The organism is Chelativorans sp. Marseille-P2723, from assembly GCF_902809845.1.
GTDB lineage: Bacteria > Pseudomonadota > Alphaproteobacteria > Rhizobiales > Rhizobiaceae > Chelativorans.
Genome location: NZ_CADDWI010000008.1, coordinates 1,015,569 through 1,035,504, shown reverse-complemented (window position 1 = coordinate 1,035,504; position 19,936 = coordinate 1,015,569). Strand labels below are relative to the sequence as shown.

Genomic DNA, 19,936 nt, shown 5'->3' with positions numbered 1-19,936 from the left:
TTCTCAACCCCCTTTCCGGCCGAGCTGCTCGGTTACGAACAGAGCTGGAACCCCCAGCATCCTGAAATCTTCCGCTCCCGCGGCTGCCGTTGTGCGCCTTGCCGCCCGCAAACGAGCCGAGCGAGCGCGCGGATTTGCGGCTATCTCGGCATCGCCCGGCTCGATCGGCTTCATGGGTTTTTCGAAGGTGGGAGTATCCTGCGCCATTTCAGGCAAATGGCGCGAGCGCGCCACGCGCCCTGAACGGGCAGCGAGAAAGCGCTTTACGATGCGGTCTTCGAGAGAATGGAAGGTGACGACGGCGAGCACGCCGCCAGTATTGAGGATCCGCTCCGCGGCGAACAGCGCCCGAGCGAGTTCGCCCAGTTCGTCATTGACGAAGATGCGCAGCGCCTGAAAGACCCGCGTCGCCGGGTGGATCGGATCCTTCGGTCGGGAGCCGATCACCTGCTCCACAAGAGCAGCAAGGTCAGCAGTGGTGCTGAAAGGCTTTTCCGCGCGCCTTTTCTCGATTGCTCGAGCAATCCTCCCTGCGTGACGCTCCTCGCCCAACAGTCCGAAAATGCGCGTAAGCTCGCTGGCCTTGAAGCGGTTGACCACATCGGCAGCCGTCATGCCTTCTCGACCCATGCGCATATCAAGCGGCCCATCCTTGCGGAAGGAGAATCCCCGTCCGGCCTCATCGAGCTGCATGGAGGAAACCCCGATATCCAGCACAACGCCATCCACGGTTTCACCCGCAATGCGCTCCATGTCGGAGAACCGGCCAAGCTCAAGCCTCAACCGGCTACCAAAACGCCTAACGAGGCTGGCGCCTGCGGCTATCGCATCCGGATCGCGATCGATCGCAATGACATCCGCGCCGCCCTCGAGAAGCGCCCGGGTATAGCCGCCTGCGCCGAAAGTGCCGTCAATGACGCGCTTTCCCGACGGATCGAGCGCGGCGATTACGGCATCAAGGAGCACGGGGACGTGGCGGGCCGGTCCGCCACCGGCCGCACTGATGCCGCCGGAGCCCGCCATCATTCTGCACGCGCGGCAGGCTGGCCCTGCGAAGCCTGCTGCCGCAATTTCAGGAGCCGTGCACGCACTTCCGCGCCATAAGCCTTCAAACGCTCCGGCTCCCACATCTGGAAGAACAAGCCCCTCCCCACAAACGCGACGTCCGAGACGATCCCGGTATGCTCGCGAATGAAATCGGAGACGGTAATGCGGCCGTCCTGGTCCAGCTTCAGGAAGCTGCCATCTCCATGGACGAAAAAGGACATATCGTCCGCCGTCTGCAGAAATGGATCTTCGAGCGCGATGCGCTGTTCGTAGCGGTCGAGCAAATCCGGCCCTCCAACGTCCATCGCGGGAACATCCAGCGCCCGCAACGCGTAAAGATCGACAAAGCCCCTTCGCTGCACCACGGCGCGAAAATGGGCCGGCACGGAAACCCGCCCCTTGGCATCGATCCTGTTGATCGCACTGGATAAGAATCGATCCATCACTTGCAGCGGCGGTCAACGGCGCCAAGCCCCTCTAAAGCTCCAAAACCGCGTGAAAAGCGGCTCCTCGACATCAGCTCGCATCGCATGCGCAGAGCACCTTCATGCCTTGCGTTCGCAAACGGTGACGCGGACCGCCCCAAGCCACAATCCTTATTCGATTAACGATGCATGGGATAGCATGGGGCTATATGGGGGTCAATGGGAATTGGGCACACCAACGCTGCACGCAGGCGGCTTCTCCTCGCTTTGAATTCGGAAAAGTTCACGCCATGCCCAAGAAATAGGGCGCAAGAGCGGAGGGCGACGTCCGCGGCTCCGCCGGTCGTACCGAGCCGTAGGGCATGGCAGGTGCGGCCGCATCCGCTGAGTGACATTCGACAAGAAAAAGCTGCAAAGCGGAAAAGTGCCAGCCGGTCTGTAAGCCGGGTTCTGTATGGCCGCGACGCTAAAGGTCCGCGGCGTGACGACCATTCATCTGGGACCGATGTTACCATCGGCCTCGTGCAACCTACCCGAGCGGCGGGCCGGAAAAGCCCTGAAGGCTGGCCTTCTTGCCGCTCCTATTCGGTCTTGCTCCCGGTGGGGTTTGCCGTGCCGCCCCTGTTACCAGGAAGCGCGGTGGGCTCTTACCCCACCCTTTCACCCTTGCCCCGCTAATATCTCGGCTCATTGCCCGCCATGGGCAGAGAGCCGAATAACAGGCGGGGCGGTCTGCTTTCTGTGGCACTTTCCCTGGGGTCGCCCCCGCCGGGCGTTACCCGGCACCGTTTTTCCGCGGAGCCCGGACTTTCCTCTCCACGGGCATCCGGCCTTGGCGATACTCGATACTAAACCAAGGCCGAATTGCCCGAGAGCGGCCGTCCGACCGGCTGGCCCCTCGTATAAAGGGATTCACGAACCAAAACGCAATGGCTTGCCGCCCTATCCCTTCCGCAAAATGCGCTTCACCTTATCGCAATATGCTGACGAGATCTTGTTCATGCGCTTCGCATGGTGGCCGGCATTGTACTTCAGGATCGCCCCGCAAGTGCTGCCCCCACCCAGACGGAAAGCTTCGCCCAGATACTTCATCCCGTATTTGATGTTGTTCTCTGGATGATAAAGGTCCTTTGCAGGGCCTGTATAACCCATCATCCGCGCCGTAGAATGCTTGATTTGCATTAGGCCGATCTCGCCTGCGCGCCCCCGCGCAGTGGGCCGGTAGTTGCTCTCGACCTGGATTACCGCGTGGGCGAGCTCCACGGGAACACCATAGAGCTTGGCATAGTGCGTAATAATGGAATTGAAGGGCGGTCCATGAACCTCTTCCTCCACCTGTGGCTGCTGCCTGGCCGCGCGCGCCTTGGAAAGGATGCCAATGGCAGCAGCACGCTCGGCGTTCACGGTCTGCACTCCTGACTGCGGTGCTGCCTTCGCAGAGCCGGATATTTCCGGATGGTGAGGAATGCTCTGCGCGAAGGCGCAAGCAGTCATCGACGCGACAGCCAGCGCTGTCGCGAATATCACGCGAATTTTCATCATTACCCGTCTTGGATTCTAACCCACGAAGATGTGCGGCTTTTTTGGTTTCATGTTTTTCAAGACATGGCTCAAGGAGCACCTGCCTTCGTCTGGTGAAGGCTTTTACAGGCAATGATGAAGCAAAAAGGGCTTTTCTGTTCAAGAAGAGTGACAAGGCGAAATAAACGCCTCCAATAGACTTGACAGCCGACTATCGAATCACTGCGATAATCAGACGGCGGAGCGTCTCCCGCGTGGACGGATCGGCAACACCATCCACCTTCTCCTGCCGGAAATGCCGCTGAAAGGCCGCAACGACATCCTTTGTCTTTTGGTCGAAAATCCCGGTTTTTTCAATGCCATAGCCATAATCATGCAGCATCGTTTGCAATTCCTGCACCATCGGTCCCTGCATTCCGCGGCAAAGCGACCGCCCGGGCACGATGGGCGCAGGGTCAACATGATAACCTACCCCCTCCTTGGCGAGCATGGCCCAGGGGAACTTCTCCCCTGGATCGATCTTGCGACCGGGTGCCACATCCGAATGGGCAAGCACCCTTTGCGGCGTGATCGAGTGCCGCCGGCAGATATCACGGCAAAGTGCAATAACAGCCTTTATCTGGGAGGCAGGAAAATCGGGATAGCCATTGGAATGGCCCGGATTGACAATCTCGATCCCTATGGAAAAGGAGTTGACGTCATCGAGCCCCTGCCAGGAGCCTGCTCCCGCATGCCAGGCGCGCTGCGCCTCCTGGACCATCTGTACGATGCGCCCGTCTTCATGAACGAGATAATGGGCCGACACTCCGCTGGCCGAATCGCACAATCTGTCCTCTGCGGCCTGGCCCGTTTCCATTCCGGTATAGTGCAGGATCACGGCGTCAGGCTCCATGCCGCGGCGTCGAGGGCCGAAATTGGGCGAAGGACGCAAATGCGCGGCGAGATGGTCGGGAAAAAACCCGTTCATGCCGGCTGCCGGCTTCGCTCGATTTCCTCATATGCGGCGTTTAACGCTGCCATCCGCGCATTGGCCAGGGCGAGAAACTCCTCCGGAACGCCCCGCGCTAGAAGCCGATCCGGGTGATTTTCCGCCGCAAGAGCGAGATAGCGCCGCCTGACCTCCAAAAAAGGCGCGCCATGAGGGACGCCGAGGAGCGCGTAAGGATTGCTTCCCCGGTGCGGCCACATATGACGTGCGCGAATGTGCTCGTAATGCGCCTTGCTGATCTCGAAGATCTCGGCAACCCGCGCAAGAAAGGCTTCCTCGCGCTCATGCACGACGCCGTCCGCCTTGGCGATATGGAAAAGACCGTCCAGAATGTCCTCCAGCATCGGGCAGTCCGCCTTGCCGGAGCCGCACAGCCCTGCCATCTGCCGGGCATAGGCTTCGAAGCCGGCCACATCCTTCTTGGCAAGCCCATAGAGGCGCAGAACATTGCGCATCTCGCTGCGCGGAACGGAAAAAATCTCGTGAAAGGCGCGCACCTCTTCCAGCGAGACGACCCCGTCGGCTTTCGCCATCTTGGCGGAAAGGGCAATGAGGGCAACGGAAAAGGCGACGCGGCGCCGTAGCTGCGGATCGCCCTTGAAGGTCGTGCGGACCGTTTGCACGAGCGCAGACAGCACGCCGTCGGAGGCGCGCGCCAGAAAGCCGGATATGCGTACAAGCAGTGTCATTCCTCCATCCCTAAAGCGCTTTGATGGCAAATTCGAGCCCAGTCAGCGCCTTTAAGGCAAGCATTGCCCGCTCCGGGAAGGGCAGCAAGCGGTCTCAGCATAAGAAGAAAGGCCGGTTTCCCGGCCTTTCATCACTCAACGCGCAGGTCACATATGCGTGCCCTACCGCCTGGGAGGATGGGCGGAGCGTCAAGTACTTCTGAGTATCCTCGCTTACTGAGCCGGGGTTGTTCCGCCGGCACCACCGGTGCCAGGATCCGTCGTCCCACCATCGGTTGTGCCGTCTGTGGGCTGCTGAACCGCAGGATCGTTGCCAGGCTCGATCCCCTGGGTTGTTGTGTCATCCGTGTCGCCACAGGCCGCAAGGCCCAAAAGCGCAGCGCTGGCAAAGACACCCGCCAGAATTTTCCTCATCGCACAACTCCTTGCTTTCTTTGCGTCCCGTGGGAGCGCTGCGGCAGTAATGCATGGGCGCTGTGGGGGTTTCCTCACATTGGATGACGCTTCGTTATATTTAAGCCCTGTGGAAAGCACTGCTTTTCGTATATGGCTGCGGCAGTGAAGAAGCTTGGAGAAAACAGATGTCCGGCAGATGGGATTTCTGGATCGATCGAGGCGGCACTTTCACCGACGTGATCGGGCGCGATCCCAACGGAAACCTGCACCAGAAGAAGCTTCTGTCGGAAAATCCGGGCGCATATCTTGATGCCGGAATTCAAGGGATCCGCGACCTCCTTGGGGTAGGAAAAGGGAAGAGCATCCCCACCCATCGTGTTGCTGAGGTCAAGATGGGCACGACCGTTGCGACCAATGCACTTCTGGAACGCAGCGGCGAACGTGTTCTGCTTCTCATCACTCGCGGTTTCCGCGATGCACTCAGGATCGCGTATCAGGCGAGGCCTGACATCTTCGCCAAGGAAATCATCCTGCCCGAGCAGCTTTATGAGCGCGTAATCGAGGTGCCCGAGCGGGTACGCGTGGATGGCACGGTGGAGACCGCGCTCGACCTGGATGAGGTGCGGGCCGGGCTGCAGGATGCCAGGCGTGACGGCATGGAAGCGGTGGCAGTCGTCTTCATGCATGCGTGGAATTTTCCCGAGCACGAGAAGAAGGCGGCCGAGCTTGCCCGCGCTCTCGGTTTCAGCCAGATTTCGACCAGCCATGAAACATCGCCGCTGATCAAGCTGGTGGGGCGCGGCGACACCACGGTGGTCGATGCCTATCTCTCGCCAATCCTGGCCCGCTATGTGCGTCTGGTGGCAGGAGAATTGGGGATCCGGCCGGAAAGCAGCAGCACAGGCTTCCCGCGCCTCAAGTTCATGATGTCCTCTGGCGGCCTTACCGCCGCTCACATGTTTCGGGGCAAGGATGCCATCCTTTCGGGTCCTGCCGGGGGCGTGGTAGGCATGGCGGAGACGGCGCGTCTAGCGGGCTTCCATAAGGTGATCGGCTTCGATATGGGCGGCACCTCAACCGACGTTGCCCATTATGACGGGGATTATGAGCGCGCTTTCGATACGGAAGTTGCGGGCGTGCGCATCCGGGCGCCGATGATGCGAATCCACACCGTGGCGGCCGGCGGCGGTTCGGTCCTGCATTATGAAGATGGGCGGCAGCAGGTTGGACCCGATTCAGCAGGCGCTGATCCTGGCCCCGCCTGCTACCGGCGCGGCGGCCCGCTTGCCGTAACGGACGCCAATATGATGTTGGGGAAGCTGCAGCCGGACTTCTTTCCCAATATTTTCGGCCCGGAGCAGAACCTGCCGCTCGATCTTGACATCGCGCGCAAGCGCTTCACTGAACTTGCAAACCAGATCGGGGACGGGCGCAGCCCCGAGGCTGTGGCTGAGGGGTTCATCACCATCGCCGTGGAAAACATGGCGAATGCGATCAAGAAGATTTCGGTGCAGCGCGGGCATGACGTCACACGCTATCTGCTTAATTGCTTTGGAGGCGCAGGTGGGCAGCATGCCTGCCTGGTGGCCGATGCCCTCGGTATGGAGTCGGTGCTGATCCATCCCCTTTCCGGTCTGTTGTCCGCCTATGGGATCGGGCTTGCATCCGTCTCCGCCTCACGCCAGAAGGCGTTGATCCAGCCGCTTGCGCAAGACGCCCTGCCCCAGATTGAAACTCTCATATGCGAGTTGCGGGACGAGGTCGGCCGGGAGTTGGAAGTTCAGGGGGTGACGGCGGACGCGATCCGCTGGGGTAAACGGCTCGAAATCCGCTATGAAGGAACGGACACCACGCTGTCGGTGCCGTTCGAGCGCTCGATCGACGAGGCTAGGAAAGCTTTTGAAGCGGCACACCAGGCGCAATTTGGCTTTATCTACGACGACAAGCCAATCATCGTGGAGGCGGTGAATGTGGAAGGCGTGGACGCAAAAAGCGCTGCGCCCGAGGAGCCACCGCTCCCGCTTAACGACAATACGCCAGAACCTCACGTCACGCGCCGGATCTACTGCGAAGGCGAATGGCGCGATGCAGGCGTGTATCTGCGGAAAGCACTCGTTCCGGGTGCGCGCGTCGCGGGGCCGGCGCTCATCATCGAGAACAACCAGACGATTGTGGTGGAGCCCGGCTGGCAAGCGGAAATCACCGCGCATGACCACGTTCTGATGCGGCGGGTGGAGAAGAAGCAGCGGCAGGCCGCCATCGGTACTCATGCCGATCCGGTCATGCTTGAGGTCTTCAACAACCTCTTCATGTCCATCGCCGAGCAGATGGGCGTAACGCTGCAGAACACGGCCTACTCAGTCAATATCAAGGAGCGGCTCGACTTTTCCTGCGCCGTCTTCGACCGCAATGGGGCGTTGGTGGCGAATGCCCCGCACATGCCTGTACATCTGGGCTCTATGGATCGTTCGGTTGAGACGATTATCCGCCTTAACGAAGGGGATATCCACCCGGGCGACGTCTTTGCGCTCAACGCCCCCTACAATGGCGGCACGCATCTGCCCGACATCACGGTGGTGACGCCGGTCTTCGACTACGGTGGCAGGCAGATCCTCTTCTGGGTCGCTTCGCGCGGGCATCATGCAGACGTAGGGGGCACGGCGCCCGGTTCTATGACGCCGCTGGCCACGACGGTAGACGAGGAAGGCGTGCTCTTCGACAATTTCCGCATCATTAGCCGCGGCCGCTTCCGAGAGAAAGAACTGTACGATCTTCTGACCGACCATCCCTACCCTGCCCGCAATCCTCATCAGAACATCGCCGATCTTAAGGCGCAGATCGCTGCCAATGAAAAAGGCGTGGCCGAATTGAGGAAGATGGTGGCAGAGTTCGGGCTCGATGTCGTCGAAGCCTATATGAACCATGTGCAGGACAATGCGGCCGAGGCGGTGCGCGGCGTTCTGGAGCGGCTGCCGGACGAAGCCTCCTGCGAATACCACACGGATACCGGCCAGGTGATCCGGGTCAAGATCAGCGTCGACCGGCAGAAGCGCGAGGCCGTGGTGGATTTCACCGGCACCTCGCCTGTCATGAAGAACAATTTCAACGCGCCCGAGCCGGTGACGCGCGCCGCGGTGCTCTACGCCTTTCGCGTCATGGTTGAAGGCTCGATCCCCATGAATGCCGGATGTCTCCGGCCCATCAAAATCATCATCCCGGAAGGCTCGATGCTGCGCCCGTCCTATCCAGCGGCTGTGGTAGCCGGCAATGTGGAGACCTCCCAGCATGTGACAAATGCGCTGTTTGCGGCCATGGGTGCGCTCGCCAACTCTCAGGGCACGATGAATAATCTCACCTTCGGCAATGACAAGTACCAGTATTACGAGACTATTTGCTCAGGCTCTCCCGCCGGCCGCATGAATGACGGGCGCGGCTTTCACGGAACGTCAGGCGTGCACACCCACATGACCAATTCGCGCCTAACGGATCCGGAGATTCTCGAACTGCGCTTTCCCGTTCTGCTGGAGGACTTCCACTTGCGCGAAGGTTCGGGCGGAAAAGGCAAATGGAATGCGGGAGACGGCACGCAGCGCACGATACGCTTTCTTGAGACAATGCAGTGCGCCATCCTCTCCTCGCACCGGTCTATACCGCCGCGAGGGATAGAAGCAGGCGGCGACGGCGAACCGGGGCGCACTGAAGTAAGGCGCAAGGACGGACAGATCGAGACGCTGAAGGCTTGCGATCAGACCGCGGTGGAGGCTGGCGAAGCTGTAATCGTCACCACGCCCACAGGCGGCGGATTCGGACGGGCATGATGCTGGGTTCTGAACGGCCTTGCTCTGCAAGCGTTGCATGAAGGACCTGAATCGGATTGCAAGCTGTGCGCGGCAAGGCATTATTTTGACTCACATATCGCTTTAAGCTCATCCGTTTTCTTCTGCTTGAAGCACCCTGACGACCGCCTCCACAAGCGCCTGAGGCTTGTAGCCCAGAATGGTGGGCGTCAGGCCCATGCGCAATATGACGAGCCTCAACGAAGGAATGATCGTCATCGTCTGTCCGTCATGTCCGATCAGCCAATATGCATCCTCCGGCAGGGCAAAGCCTTCATCCTGATGCCGGTCCGGCGGGGTTGTCACTCGCGGGCCCTGCATCCACAAGCCATGGCCATATTCACCGCCGGAGGCGACGGTGGGGCTGCGCATCCAGTCGACCCATCCCTCCGGCAGAATGCGCTTTCCCTGCCACATGCCATCCTGCAGCAGAAGCTGGCCGAAACGCGCCCAGTCGTGCGCCGAGGCGTAAAGATAGGAAGAGCCGGCATAGGTGCCGCGCGCATCCGCTTCAAACATCGCGGTCCGCATTCCGAGCGGACGAAAAAGCGTGCGATAGGGCCACTCAAGAGCTTCCCGTTCATCCGCTAAGACGTTCTGCCACACGCGCGACAGCATCACGCTCGACCCGCTTGAATAGGAAAAATGCGATCCCGGTTCGTAGAGCAGCGGCTTGTCTGCCGCAAAGGCTGCCATGTCCGGCTCCAGATAGAGCATGCGCGTGACATCCGTCACGCCGCCGTAATCCTCGTTGAAGGCAAGACCGCTCGTAAGTGCGGCAAGATGCTCGACCGTGATCTCGTTGCGCCCATCGTTCTTCCATTCGGCAAACAGATTGCGTGTATCGAGTGACAGCTTGCCTGCTCCAACCACCGTTCCGAGTATCGCGACGTTGACGGTCTTCGTCATAGACCAGCCAAGTAGCGGCTGATCGGGAGATATTCCGGGGGCGAAACGCTCCCCAATGATGCTGCCATCACGCACGATAACCAATGCCCGCATGCCCGGCCCAATAATGGCCGGATCGTCAAGCACGGCAGCAAGAGCCGTACTGTCCAAGGTTTCAGCCTCTTCGCCGTCTGGCCAGTGACCGTCTTTCGGCAACATCTGCGGAAAGGAAAGATGCGCCATCCGGGCCGTTTCCACATCGTTGTCTGGCACGGCCGCGCAACCGATCCCGTTTCGAAAAACCGCAACCCCGCGGCCCATGAAGCCGAATAGTCCCGCCCGCGCGACTCCCTCGTCTTCATTCAGGCTCACGCGCATGAGCTTCAAAAGAGGATGGCCCGGCGCCTGCACGTCGGCCGCCAGTACAGACTGCGGATCGCGCGCCGCGATCAGGGCATTTGAGCATACCGTCTTGGCCGCATAGCTTGCGCCTAATCGGATGAGATCCGGCGGCGCTTGCCACAGCCAGAGCATGGCGCCGAGCAATGCCACGACCACCAGTCCAGTCAGCCATTTGATGATGGAAAGAACAGCACGCATCACCTATCCCCTGCAAAGCTGGGCACAGGATAACGATTCGTTCGGGGGGAGGCTCTTCGTTTATGCGATTGCTTATGGTCCTGATGTTGACCCTGCCGCTTTTCGCCTGCGCCGGCGGCAGCTACGATTTCTCCGACCTGTTACCGGCTTCGGCTCCCGAGATAGGTCCGCGCTTTGATGATACCAAGCCGCATGCATGGGATGGGCGGCCGCCATGGCAATACCCGATCCACGGGACGGACGTCTCCAAATATCAGGGCGAGATCGACTGGGGCGCGTTGCGGAGAAGCGGCATTGCCTTCGCCTTCATCAAAGCTACCGAAGGTGGAGATATGATCGACGACTTCTTCCAGCGCAACTGGATGGGCGCGCATGCAGCAGGCATTCCGCGTGGCGCTTACCACTTTTTTTACTTCTGCCGGCCAGCCATCGAACAAGCGCGCTGGTTCATCCAGCACGTGCCGCGTGAGCGCCATGCCCTGCCCCCGGTCCTTGACATGGAGTGGAACCATCTCTCCCCCACATGCAGGCTGCGCCCCTCTCCCGAGACGGTGCGCGCAGAGATGCAGGTTTTCCTCGATACGGTGGAGCGGCATTATGGCAAACGCCCCATCATCTACACCTCCATCGATTTCTTCGATGACAATGGCCTTTCACATTTCAAAGGCTATCCGTTCTGGTTGCGCTCTGTAGCGGGGCATCCGGACGAGAGATATGGCAACCATCCCTGGATCTTCTGGCAGTACACGGGTACGGGCGTCCTGCCCGGGATCAATGGAAACGCCGACATCAATGTTTTTCACGGCAACCACGAAGCCTGGCAAGGCTGGCTCAGGGCCTACGCAGGCTGAGTCCGGTGAGCAGTGGAGGCCGGCAACCTCGATTTGCGCCCTGGTAAGTGCCAAGCTTCATCATTTTAACACAATGTGAATCGCTGCGGTTTTTCCAGAGAATTCAAGCGGTAGAGGCCGCAAAAGACGAACGGATTTCGCCCGTTTCCCAGTCGCAGGAAAAAAAATCCTTGGCTTTAGCCCCCCAGTCCATAGAATCCGCATCACCATGTTGAAAGGAGGCTTTCGCCCATGGGACTGACACGGCCAATCAATTTGCTGGTGATTCTGGCGTCATTCGCGTTCGTGGGCGCCCTCATAGTGGGGGTACTGCCTTAAATACCCAAGGAAGCAGGTTAACAGGAAGGCCGGGTAGAAACCCCGGCCTTTTTTATTGGCTATGCTGCCCTTGCTTCCGCTTCGCCTTGGGGGCGGATGCCGATCAGGTGGCATATCGCAAAGGAAAGATCGGCGCGGTTCATGGTGTAAAAATGAAAATCCTCCACACCGCGCTCAACAAGATCCAGCACCTGTTCGGCAGCCACCGCCGCGGCAACGAGTTGGTGGGTGGCAGGATCGCTCTCAAGACCCTGGAAACGCTCCGCAAGCCATTGCGGCACATGGGCGCCGCAGCGGCTGGCAAAGCGCACCATCTGCGTGAAATTATGCACGGGCAAAATGCCCGGGACGATAGGCACGTAGATGCCTGCACGGCGTACCCGCTCCACATAGCGCTCGTAGACATCATTGTCGAAGAAGAACTGGGTGATCGCGCGCGTGGCGCCATTATCCACCTTCCGTTTCAACATCTCGATGTCGGTAGCGAAATCGGGGCTTTCTGGATGTTTTTCTGGATAGGCGGCAACGGAAATGTCGAGGTCTCTATGCCGCGCAAGCGCGCCTACCAGTTCCGCAGCGTTCATGTAGCCGTCCGGGTGAGGTTTGTAGGCCGCGCCGACCCCTTCGGCTGGATCGCCGCGCAACGCCACGAAACGCCTGACGCCCATCTCCAGGAAATCGGCGATGACTGCGTTTACCTCATCTTTATCCGCGTCAACGCAGGTCAGATGCGCAGCCGGTGTAACGCTAGTCTCATCCAGTACGCGGCGAACGGTATGCTGGGTGCGCTCCCGCGTCGATCCGCCCGCACCATATGTAACAGAGACAAAGGCGGGCTGAAGGGGCGACAACCGCTCGACCGTATTCCAGAGCCTTTGTGCCATCTCATCTGTCTTGGGTGGGAAGAACTCGAAGGAAACGCGGATCTTTGCGCCCGCCTCCGGTCGTCTGGAGAATTTGTAGGGCATCAAGCAATCTCCTTCGTTTCGGCACCCGCGCTTGCAAGCGCAATACGTGGGTCCCGAGCAAGCCACAATTTTACCGTCAGTCCTTCCGCCGCCTCGCCCTCAGGAGCGAAGGCTTGCGTTTCAACAAGTTCTAGCTCGGCCTCAACAAGCCATTCGGCGATCTGCTGGTCGGAAAAGCCAAGGCGCAAATGTGCGTGTTCCTCACGCAGGAACTCATGGTCATGCGGGGCGAAATCCACCACCACCAGCCGCCCGCCGGGGCGCAGCAGCCGCGCTGCCTCACTGATCGCAACGGCAGGCTCATCCAGATAATGCAGCACCTGATGGATCGTGACGAGATCGTGCGCGTCGCGATCCACGGGTGGCGCGTAAATATCGCCGAGCCGCACCTGCGCATTGGTGACACCGGCCCGCTCCAGATTGGCGCGCGCCACTGTCAGCATCTCGCGCGAAAGGTCGACCCCTACCCCGCGCCGGTAGAGAGGAGAGAAGAGCTCAAGCAGACGGCCTGTTCCCGTGCCAAGATCCACCATCGACTCAAAGTTTTCCTCGCCAATCAAATGTTTGAGTGCCGCCTCTACCGCCGCATCGGGTACGTGCAACGAGCGGATCTGATCCCAGCTTGCTGCATTTTTGCTGAAGTATTCAGCAGCTCTCTCCTGCCGGCGGCGCTTGATCGCCTCCAGCCGCTCCAGATCGCGTCCGACCAGGGGATCTGCCTTGTCCACGCGACCCACCACACTGTCGATGAAGCTCCGCGACGCCTCCGCATCGCAAAGCCGGAAGAAGGCCCAGGAACCTTCCTGGTAACGGGCGATGAGGCCGGCATCGAGCAAAAGCTTCAAATGCCGCGAGACGCGGGGCTGCGATTGGCTAAGAACCTCGGTCAGGTCGGAGACCGTCAAGTCCGTATGTGCAAGCAGAACGAGAATGCGCAAGCGGCTGGGCTCGGCTGCCGCCTTCAAAATATCCACCGCCGCCTCGAACCCCAGCGCCGCCATCGGCCTTTTCAGCATACGGCCCTCCAATAACATATAAAGATATGTTTATATAAGACTTTGACTTTTGACAAGCCTGCCCGCAGGCATCCCCCATCTGTCCGAACGGCGAGCAACCCTGAGAGCAAGAAACATAGAGCAGGAACATTGATGAAGGTTTCGACACAGCGCCGGAGGGCGGTGAACAAGGCGCTGACGACGCTGCTGCCCCAGGCTCCATATGCGGATATTCAAAGGATCCAGACCCTTGCCAATGACCGGAAGCTGCGGACGCTCCCCGCCTCCGTCGCGGTGTGGATTGCGACTGTCTCCCATGTGCGGCATGAGCACAGCGACTATGACGAGCTGCTTGCCGAAGGCTACGATCGGGACGCGGCACGCTACTTCGTCGTCGATCAGATCAACGCGGTGCTGACTCGCTGGCGTGCGACACGGCTGCTCGATCCCGAGGAGGAAGAGGAATAGACCTCACATCATTTTCAAAAGCGCACCGCCGATAGAGTATCCGGCGCCGAAGGCACAAAGCAGGCCGAGTTCGCCGGCCTTCATATCCTCATGATTCTCGGCAAGCGCAATGATCGCGCCTGCCGCAGCCGTATTGCCCAACCGGTCGAGCACGAGGGGCGCGCGGTCGTGATCCACATTCTCCCCTAAAGCGAGCTTCAGGATCATCGCATTCATGCGGGCATTGGCCTGGTGCAGCCAGAAGCGGCGCATGGAATGCGGGGTATGGTCGTACTCGCCGAGAAATTCAACGATGAACTGGTGCCCCGCCAGGGTCACTTCCTTGAAGACCTTGTTGCCCATCTGCTTGATCATGTTCCCGTGCATCTCAAGCAGGTAGGGATCTTCCTGGGCAAGACGGCTCAGAAAGCCGAAATTGGTGCGGATGCCATTGGAAAACCGCGTCCACAGCCGGGTGTCGACGACTTCAAAGCGCCCCTGCCGCTCCTCCCTATGGTCCATTGCTTCCACAATGGCAGCCACCGAAGCATCACCGAAGATGAAGTGCGTCTGGCGGTCGCGGAAATTGAGGTGAGCGGTGATCAGTTCCGGAGTAACCACCAATACGCGCCGATAGGCGCCGGAACGCACCATGTTGCTTGCTACATGCAACCCTGCAAGCGCAGAGGAACAGCCAAGCCCCATGTCGAAAGCGGCCCCTTGCGCACCAAGTGCCTGCTGGATCTCGATGGCGATCGCAGGATATGGCCGCTGGTGATGAGCGGCAGAGCATATAATAAGATCAAGCTCATTCGGCTCAAGCTTGGCGTGAGCCAGCGCCTTTCTGGCAGCCGCCAGGCCGAACTCGGCCATTACGGAAAGTTCATCGTCGCCACGCGCCGGGATGACAGGCGCCATCCGCGCCGGATCGAGAATGCCGTTACGCTCGTAGACATGCCGCCGTCGGATGCCTGAAGCCTGAACGATAAACTCGGCACTGGACAGCGGCACGGGCTCCTCCCCACGCGCTGCGCGGGCCGCATTCTCGGCCTCTGCCCACCCATTATAGGTTTCGACCAGTTCTTCATTGCAGATGAAGCTTTCCGGGATCTCCACCCCGATACCGCCGAGACAAACGCGGCTGAAGCCCTCCGGTATCCCGGTCAGCGCCATTTCCTCGGCGCCGTGCTCGCTCGTCCGGCGTAGCATGATTGATTCACCTTGTTCCTATGAATCTACGAAGCCCAGCCGGTGATGCAGCACAGCCTCCCGAACTTGGCATTATCACGGATAAATGGCTAATGGAGTATAAAAATGGCATTCCTTCTCGCAGCCGAGAAATATTCTTATCCCTCGATGGAAAGCGCAAGCGAGAGCCTGCTGGCAACATCCCCGACGGTATAAGGCTTCTGCAGCAAGGGTCGCCGCTGCCATTGTTCCGGCAAGACCGCTGCACCATATCCAGTGGAGAAAATCAGAGGAATACCATCTTTGGCAAGCCTGGCCGCAAGCGGGAAGACTTCCCGCCCGCCGAGATTCACATCAAGGATCGCAATGTCCGCGTGGACGCCGTTAGATACCATCTCTTCCGCAGTGTCGTAGCGCATAGCGGGACCGACGACTTCGCAGCCGAGATCTTCCAGCATCATCTCCAGATTCATGGCCACCAGCGCCTCATCCTCAACGATGAAGACACGTATTCCCTCGAATTTTCGGGAGGGGACGGAAATTGTCATGGGCGGCCAACGCGGGAAACGTTCGCGCTTGGAAGCACGTTCAGGTAGGAGCCGCAGAGGACGAAAAACCACATTTCAGCACTCAATAGGCGCACTCCATGGCCTTTGCCAACTTCCAATACAGGGAATTGGTTGCAAATTGCTTTCGTGGGCGCTGCGGGTGCTGACGTACCCGCAGAACCTTACCTGGTCAGCCGCTTATAGGTGACACGCCGCGGATTGATGCTATCCGGCCCCAGACGGCGCACTTTATCCGCCTCGTATTCCTGGAAGTTGCCTTCAAACCATTCGACGTGGCTATCGCCCTCAAAGGCAAGGATGTGAGTCGCGAGCCGATCGAGGAACATGCGGTCGTGAGAGATGATCACAGCGCAGCCAGCAAAATTCTCCAGCGCATCTTCAAGTGCCGCCAGCGTTTCAGTATCAAGATCGTTTGTAGGCTCGTCGAGCAGGAGGACATTGGCGCCTTCCTTGAGCAACTTGGCCATGTGCACGCGGTTGCGCTGGCCGCCTGAAAGCGTTCCGACCTGCTGCTGCTGGTCGCCACCCTTGAAATTGAAGGAAGAGCAGTAGGCACGAGAGTTCACCTCATGCTTGCCGAGCTTGATGACGTCGTTTCCGCCCGAAATCTCCTCCCAGACCGTCTTATCTGGTGCGAGTGTATCGCGACTCTGATCGACATATCCAAGCTTCACCGTATCCCCTATTCGGATCGAACCGGAATCGGGCTGCTCCTGCCCGGTGATCATGCGGAAAAGCGTCGTCTTACCGGCGCCGTTGGGGCCGATCACGCCGACGATGCCACCGGGCGGCAGCTTGAAGGAAAGATCCTCGATCAGGAGACGGTCGCCATACCCCTTGCTCAACCCTTCCGCCTCGATCACCACATTTCCCAGACGCTCGCCAGCGGGAATGATGATCTGGGCGTCTCCGGGCCGCCGGTCGCTTGCGGCCTGCACCAGTTCGTCATAGGCGCGGATTCGAGCCTTGGACTTAGCCTGCCGCGCCTTGGGGCTTGCCGAAATCCATTCCCGCTCGCGGGCCAGCGCCTTCTGGCGGGCAGCCTCTTCGCGGCCCTCCTGCTGCATGCGCTTGGCCTTCGCCTCAAGATAGGCCGAATAATTGCCCTGATAGGGAATGCCGCGGCCTCGGTCCAGCTCCAGGATCCAGCCTGTGACATTGTCGAGGAAGTAGCGGTCGTGGGTGATGATCAGCACGGCCCCGGGATATTCGCGCAGATGCCTTTCAAGCCAGGCAGTCGTTTCCGCATCGAGATGGTTGGTCGGCTCGTCAAGCAGAAGCAGGTCTGGCTGGCGCAGAAGGAGCTGGCAGAGCGCGATCCGCCGCTTCTCACCGCCGGAAAGCTTCGTCACATCCGCGTCGCCGGGCGGGCAGCGCAGCGCTTCCATAGCCATTTCCACCTGGCTTTCCAGGTCCCATAGATTCTGGCTGTCGATCTGGTCCTGAAGCTTGGCCGCTTCCTCGGCCGTCTCGTCCGAGTAGTTCATCATGAGCTCGTTGTAACGGTCGAGGATGGCCTTCTTGGCAGCCACGCCCTGCATGACATTGCCCAAGGCGTCCAAAGACGGATCGAGCTGCGGCTCCTGTGGCAGATAGCCCGACGTCGCCCCCTCGGCAAGCCAAGCCTCGCCCGTGAACTCCTTGTCGAGCCCAGCCATGATGCGAAGCACGGTAGATTTACCCGCGCCGTTCGGCCCCAGGATACCGATCTTGGCGTCGGGGTAGAAGGACAGGTTGATGTTGTCCAGGACCTTCTTGGCGCCATAAGCCTTGCTCAGCCCGGACATGTGATAGATGAATTGACGTGCCATGGGGCATACCGCTCCGTGGATGAAACTGAATGGTGAATGGGAGCGGCAAAAGTAGTCATGGCGTAGCCGCTGACCATTCACCACCATTACCAATCACCGGTAAGGTTGCGGCGTATGTAGGCGAAAGCCGTCCGGGGAGCAATGTGGCATTCGACACTGCAACGAAGCTGAGCACGCCAACAGGCGCGTGCCTGCAACTTTACGCCTGCCAAGCGCGGCAGAAGGCGCGAGCAGTCGTCCAGATCAATCACGGCCTTGCCGAACATGCCGGTCGTTACGGGCCCTTTGCTGGTTTTCTTTCAGAACGCGGCTTCCATGTCGTTGCGCACGACCATCGAGGGCATGGCCACACAGTTGCGCCGGGTGCGCCGATGGGCTCATTCGGCCAAGGAAAGGCGGCCGCGAGCCATGTGCTGGAGGACGTGCTTGCGGTGCATGGGCATATTGCCGCTACCTATCCGGGACTGCCCGTCATTCTCTTCGGCCACTCCATGGGCGCGATGATCGCGCTTACTTTTCTTGCCAGGCATTTCCCTCCTGTCGCGGCGGCGGCGCTGTGGAACGTCCCGATCACCACCATTCCAACGGCGCGTGCCGCAAAAATTGTGCTTTCATGGGAGCGGCTCCGCCTCGGATCGGATGTGCCATCCCGGCTGATGCCGCTTTTCACCTTCCACCGCTGGGCGGAAAGCCTGCCTGACGCCCGCACGCAATTCGACTGGATCTCCAGCGATCCTGTAACCATCGAGAAGTACATCGCAGACCCGCTCTGCGGCTGGCTGCCCAGCATCGGAATGTGGAACGCCATTTTCGACTTCAATCTTGCAATCACCCGCCGGCAGTCATTTGCCGCGGTCGACAAGACTCTGCCCATCCAGCTAGCTGGCGGCGGTGCGGATCCTTCCACCGGGAATGGCAAATCCATAAAAGAGCTCGAGAAGCGGCTGCGCCGAAAAGGCTTTTCGAATCTGGAAACAAGGATTTACCCACATATCCGGCACGAATCTCTCAATGAGGTCAACCGGACAGAGGTGATGGATGATTTTGTACTCTGGGCTAAACAGGCGCTGCGCGGCTGATGATCCTTGCGGGTCCATCACCCATATGGCAGATGGCCCGCACTTCTGTTAGTGAGCCCCTGCCGCCGACCGGCAATGCTTTCAAGGAGTTCTAGACCATGACACAACCGCCGCTCCAAGGCGTCCGCGTGATCGAGCTTGCCCGTATTCTTGCCGGACCTTGGGCAGGGCAACTCCTGGCCGATCTTGGCGCCGATGTAATCAAGGTCGAAAATCCCGATGGAGGCGACGACACCCGCAAGTGGGGACCGCCCTTCGTCGAGGGGAAGGACGGCGACAACCTGTCGGCAGCCTATTACCACTCGACCAACCGCGGCAAGCGCTCCATCGCCCTCGATTTCAGCCTTGAGAAGGACCGCGCTGTCCTTCTCAAGCTGATCGCAACGGCCGATGTCCTTATCGAAAACTTCAAGCTCGGTGGACTGAAGAAATACGGTCTCGACTATGAGAGCCTCAAGTCCGTGAATCCCCGCCTCGTCTATTGTTCCATCACCGGCTTCGGCCAGGACGGACCCTACGCGCCACGGGCAGGTTACGATTTCATTATCCAGGGTATGTCGGGGCTGATGTCGATCACGGGGCCGGCCGACGGCGAGCCGCAAAAGGTTGGTGTGGCCGTAACCGACATTTTCACCGGGCTTTACTCTGTAATCGCCATTCAGGCTGCGCTTCGCCACGCCGAGCAGACCGGACAGGGGCAGCACATCGACATGGCCCTTTACGACACTCAGATTTCCGTACTGGCGAACCAGAACCTGAACTATCTCGTTTCCGGCACGGCTCCGGTGCGCATGGGCAACGCCCACCCCAACATTTCACCTTATGAGGTCTTTGAGGTCGAGGACGGCCATTTCATCCTTGCAGTCGGTAATGACGGGCAGTTTGCACGTTTCTGCAACGTGACGGGCCTGGAGGAGCTGGCCACAGACGCACGTTTCTCCACCAATGCCGCACGCGTGGCCAACCGTGCCGAGTTGCGGGCTCGACTGGCTCAGCACCTCAAGACCTTCGCGCGGGATGTGCTGCTCAAGCAGCTTGAGGAGGCCGGCGTGCCCGCAAGCCCCATCAACACGATCGCAGAGATGTTCGACGACCCGCAAACGGCTGCCCGAGGCATGCGTCTTTCGCTCGACGACGGGCGCGGCAATATACTGCCATCGGTCCGCGCGCCAATCGTAATGTCGCAGACGCCGCTAACCTACGAGCGCCCTGCCCCAAGGCTCGGCGAGCACACGGAAGAGATACTGCGCGAGCTGCAAGACGAGGGATGAAGACCGCAAGTCTCTGCAAGTTCGGCATCCGGCGCTAGCCATCAACGTC

General features: G+C 59.8%; 17 protein-coding genes and 1 other RNA gene. 5 read left to right on the top strand and 13 right to left on the bottom strand.

Annotation, left to right across the window (positions count from 1 at the left end):
• Positions 1–3: 3 nt before the first annotated feature.
• The 7 genes from rsmH to HUS57_RS06615 form a co-directional block, all read right to left on the bottom strand.
• Positions 4–1,023 carry a 16S rRNA (cytosine(1402)-N(4))-methyltransferase RsmH gene (gene rsmH / locus HUS57_RS06645; protein WP_173932335.1) on the bottom strand — a complete coding sequence of 340 codons (1,020 nt, stop codon included), beginning with the start codon at positions 1,021–1,023 and terminating at the stop codon, positions 4–6.
• Complete coding sequence (gene mraZ, locus HUS57_RS06640; protein ID WP_173932074.1) at positions 1,023–1,490, bottom strand: division/cell wall cluster transcriptional repressor MraZ; 468 nt, start codon at positions 1,488–1,490, stop codon at positions 1,023–1,025. Before mraZ ends, rsmH begins: the two co-directional genes overlap by 1 nt.
• A 405-nt stretch (positions 1,491–1,895) precedes the next feature.
• An RNA gene (gene rnpB, locus HUS57_RS06635) (RNase P RNA component class A) lies at positions 1,896–2,366 on the bottom strand.
• A gap of 48 nt (positions 2,367–2,414) precedes the next feature.
• Positions 2,415–3,011: a lytic transglycosylase domain-containing protein gene (locus HUS57_RS06630; protein ID WP_173932332.1), complete on the bottom strand. Its 597-nt coding sequence runs from the start codon at positions 3,009–3,011 to the stop codon at positions 2,415–2,417.
• Positions 3,012–3,204: 193 nt separating this feature from the next.
• Complete coding sequence (locus HUS57_RS06625) at positions 3,205–3,960, bottom strand: N-acetylmuramoyl-L-alanine amidase (RefSeq protein WP_173932073.1); 756 nt, start codon at positions 3,958–3,960, stop codon at positions 3,205–3,207.
• The gene (locus HUS57_RS06620) at positions 3,957–4,670 is read right to left on the bottom strand and encodes a DnaJ family molecular chaperone (protein ID WP_173932072.1); all 714 of its coding nucleotides are present in this window, start codon (positions 4,668–4,670) and stop codon (positions 3,957–3,959) included. Before HUS57_RS06620 ends, HUS57_RS06625 begins: the two co-directional genes overlap by 4 nt.
• 213 nt (positions 4,671–4,883) lie before the next feature.
• The gene (locus HUS57_RS06615; RefSeq protein WP_173932071.1) at positions 4,884–5,084 is read right to left on the bottom strand and encodes a hypothetical protein; all 201 of its coding nucleotides are present in this window, start codon (positions 5,082–5,084) and stop codon (positions 4,884–4,886) included.
• Between the two features lie 167 nt (positions 5,085–5,251).
• On the opposite strand from HUS57_RS06615, the gene HUS57_RS06610 reads away from it, so the two are divergent.
• Positions 5,252–8,884, top strand: a complete 3,633-nt coding sequence (locus HUS57_RS06610; protein WP_173932070.1) for a hydantoinase B/oxoprolinase family protein — start codon at positions 5,252–5,254, stop codon at positions 8,882–8,884.
• Positions 8,885–8,992: 108 nt separating this feature from the next.
• Here HUS57_RS06610 and HUS57_RS06605 read toward each other — a convergent pair whose 3' ends face one another.
• A complete protein-coding gene (locus tag HUS57_RS06605; protein ID WP_173932069.1) occupies positions 8,993–10,390 on the bottom strand; it encodes a serine hydrolase in 1,398 nt (465 codons plus the stop codon).
• A 62-nt stretch (positions 10,391–10,452) separates the two neighbouring features.
• On the opposite strand from HUS57_RS06605, the gene HUS57_RS06600 reads away from it, so the two are divergent.
• The gene (locus HUS57_RS06600) at positions 10,453–11,241 is read left to right on the top strand and encodes a GH25 family lysozyme (protein ID WP_173932068.1); all 789 of its coding nucleotides are present in this window, start codon (positions 10,453–10,455) and stop codon (positions 11,239–11,241) included.
• A 377-nt stretch (positions 11,242–11,618) separates the two neighbouring features.
• Here HUS57_RS06600 and metF read toward each other — a convergent pair whose 3' ends face one another.
• Together metF and HUS57_RS06590 are read right to left on the bottom strand one after the other, a co-directional pair.
• Positions 11,619–12,530, bottom strand: coding sequence for a methylenetetrahydrofolate reductase [NAD(P)H] (metF, locus tag HUS57_RS06595; RefSeq protein ID WP_173932067.1), 912 nt, complete (start codon positions 12,528–12,530; stop codon positions 11,619–11,621).
• Positions 12,527–13,543, bottom strand: a complete 1,017-nt coding sequence (locus HUS57_RS06590) for a metalloregulator ArsR/SmtB family transcription factor (RefSeq protein ID WP_173932066.1) — start codon at positions 13,541–13,543, stop codon at positions 12,527–12,529. Before HUS57_RS06590 ends, metF begins: the two co-directional genes overlap by 4 nt.
• 132 nt (positions 13,544–13,675) lie before the next feature.
• Here HUS57_RS06590 and HUS57_RS06585 point away from each other — a divergent pair, with 132 nt between their 5' ends.
• Positions 13,676–13,990: a DUF2293 domain-containing protein gene (locus HUS57_RS06585; RefSeq protein ID WP_173932065.1), complete on the top strand. Its 315-nt coding sequence runs from the start codon at positions 13,676–13,678 to the stop codon at positions 13,988–13,990.
• A gap of 3 nt (positions 13,991–13,993) precedes the next feature.
• On the opposite strand, the gene HUS57_RS06580 is transcribed toward HUS57_RS06585, so the two are convergent.
• The 3 genes from HUS57_RS06580 to ettA form a co-directional block, all read right to left on the bottom strand.
• On the bottom strand, positions 13,994–15,142 hold the full coding sequence (locus tag HUS57_RS06580) for a beta-ketoacyl-ACP synthase III (RefSeq protein WP_246727786.1): 1,149 nt from the start codon (positions 15,140–15,142) through the stop codon (positions 13,994–13,996).
• 173 nt (positions 15,143–15,315) lie between these two features.
• Complete coding sequence (locus HUS57_RS06575; protein ID WP_173932063.1) at positions 15,316–15,705, bottom strand: response regulator; 390 nt, start codon at positions 15,703–15,705, stop codon at positions 15,316–15,318.
• A gap of 182 nt (positions 15,706–15,887) precedes the next feature.
• On the bottom strand, positions 15,888–17,537 hold the full coding sequence (gene ettA, locus HUS57_RS06570) for an energy-dependent translational throttle protein EttA (RefSeq protein WP_173932062.1): 1,650 nt from the start codon (positions 17,535–17,537) through the stop codon (positions 15,888–15,890).
• Between the two features lie 143 nt (positions 17,538–17,680).
• Here ettA and HUS57_RS06565 point away from each other — a divergent pair, with 143 nt between their 5' ends.
• Positions 17,681–18,616 carry an alpha/beta hydrolase gene (locus HUS57_RS06565; protein WP_246727758.1) on the top strand — a complete coding sequence of 312 codons (936 nt, stop codon included), beginning with the start codon at positions 17,681–17,683 and terminating at the stop codon, positions 18,614–18,616.
• Positions 18,617–18,714: 98 nt separating this feature from the next.
• Entirely contained in the window at positions 18,715–19,887 is a 1,173-nt protein-coding gene (locus tag HUS57_RS06560) for a CaiB/BaiF CoA-transferase family protein (protein WP_173932060.1), read from the top strand.
• The last annotated feature ends 49 nt before the right edge of the window (positions 19,888–19,936 follow it).

Excerpts from the sequence above, each read along its gene's own strand:
- rsmH (WP_173932335.1), bottom strand. The coding sequence starts at position 1,023 with ATGGCGGGCTCCGGCGGCATCAGTGCGGCCGGTGGCGGACCGGCCCGC.
- mraZ (WP_173932074.1), bottom strand. The coding sequence starts at position 1,490 with ATGGATCGATTCTTATCCAGTGCGATCAACAGGATCGATGCCAAGGGG.
- HUS57_RS06630 (WP_173932332.1), bottom strand. The coding sequence starts at position 3,011 with ATGAAAATTCGCGTGATATTCGCGACAGCGCTGGCTGTCGCGTCGATG.
- HUS57_RS06625 (WP_173932073.1), bottom strand. The coding sequence starts at position 3,960 with ATGAACGGGTTTTTTCCCGACCATCTCGCCGCGCATTTGCGTCCTTCG.
- HUS57_RS06620 (WP_173932072.1), bottom strand. The coding sequence starts at position 4,670 with ATGACACTGCTTGTACGCATATCCGGCTTTCTGGCGCGCGCCTCCGAC.
- HUS57_RS06615 (WP_173932071.1), bottom strand. The coding sequence starts at position 5,084 with ATGAGGAAAATTCTGGCGGGTGTCTTTGCCAGCGCTGCGCTTTTGGGC.
- HUS57_RS06610 (WP_173932070.1), top strand. The coding sequence starts at position 5,252 with ATGTCCGGCAGATGGGATTTCTGGATCGATCGAGGCGGCACTTTCACC.
- HUS57_RS06605 (WP_173932069.1), bottom strand. The coding sequence starts at position 10,390 with ATGCGTGCTGTTCTTTCCATCATCAAATGGCTGACTGGACTGGTGGTC.
- HUS57_RS06600 (WP_173932068.1), top strand. The coding sequence starts at position 10,453 with ATGCGATTGCTTATGGTCCTGATGTTGACCCTGCCGCTTTTCGCCTGC.
- HUS57_RS06590 (WP_173932066.1), bottom strand. The coding sequence starts at position 13,543 with ATGCTGAAAAGGCCGATGGCGGCGCTGGGGTTCGAGGCGGCGGTGGAT.
- HUS57_RS06585 (WP_173932065.1), top strand. The coding sequence starts at position 13,676 with ATGAAGGTTTCGACACAGCGCCGGAGGGCGGTGAACAAGGCGCTGACG.
- HUS57_RS06580 (WP_246727786.1), bottom strand. The coding sequence starts at position 15,142 with ATGGCGCTGACCGGGATACCGGAGGGCTTCAGCCGCGTTTGTCTCGGC.
- HUS57_RS06575 (WP_173932063.1), bottom strand. The coding sequence starts at position 15,705 with ATGACAATTTCCGTCCCCTCCCGAAAATTCGAGGGAATACGTGTCTTC.
- ettA (WP_173932062.1), bottom strand. The coding sequence starts at position 17,537 with ATGGCACGTCAATTCATCTATCACATGTCCGGGCTGAGCAAGGCTTAT.
- HUS57_RS06560 (WP_173932060.1), top strand. The coding sequence starts at position 18,715 with ATGACACAACCGCCGCTCCAAGGCGTCCGCGTGATCGAGCTTGCCCGT.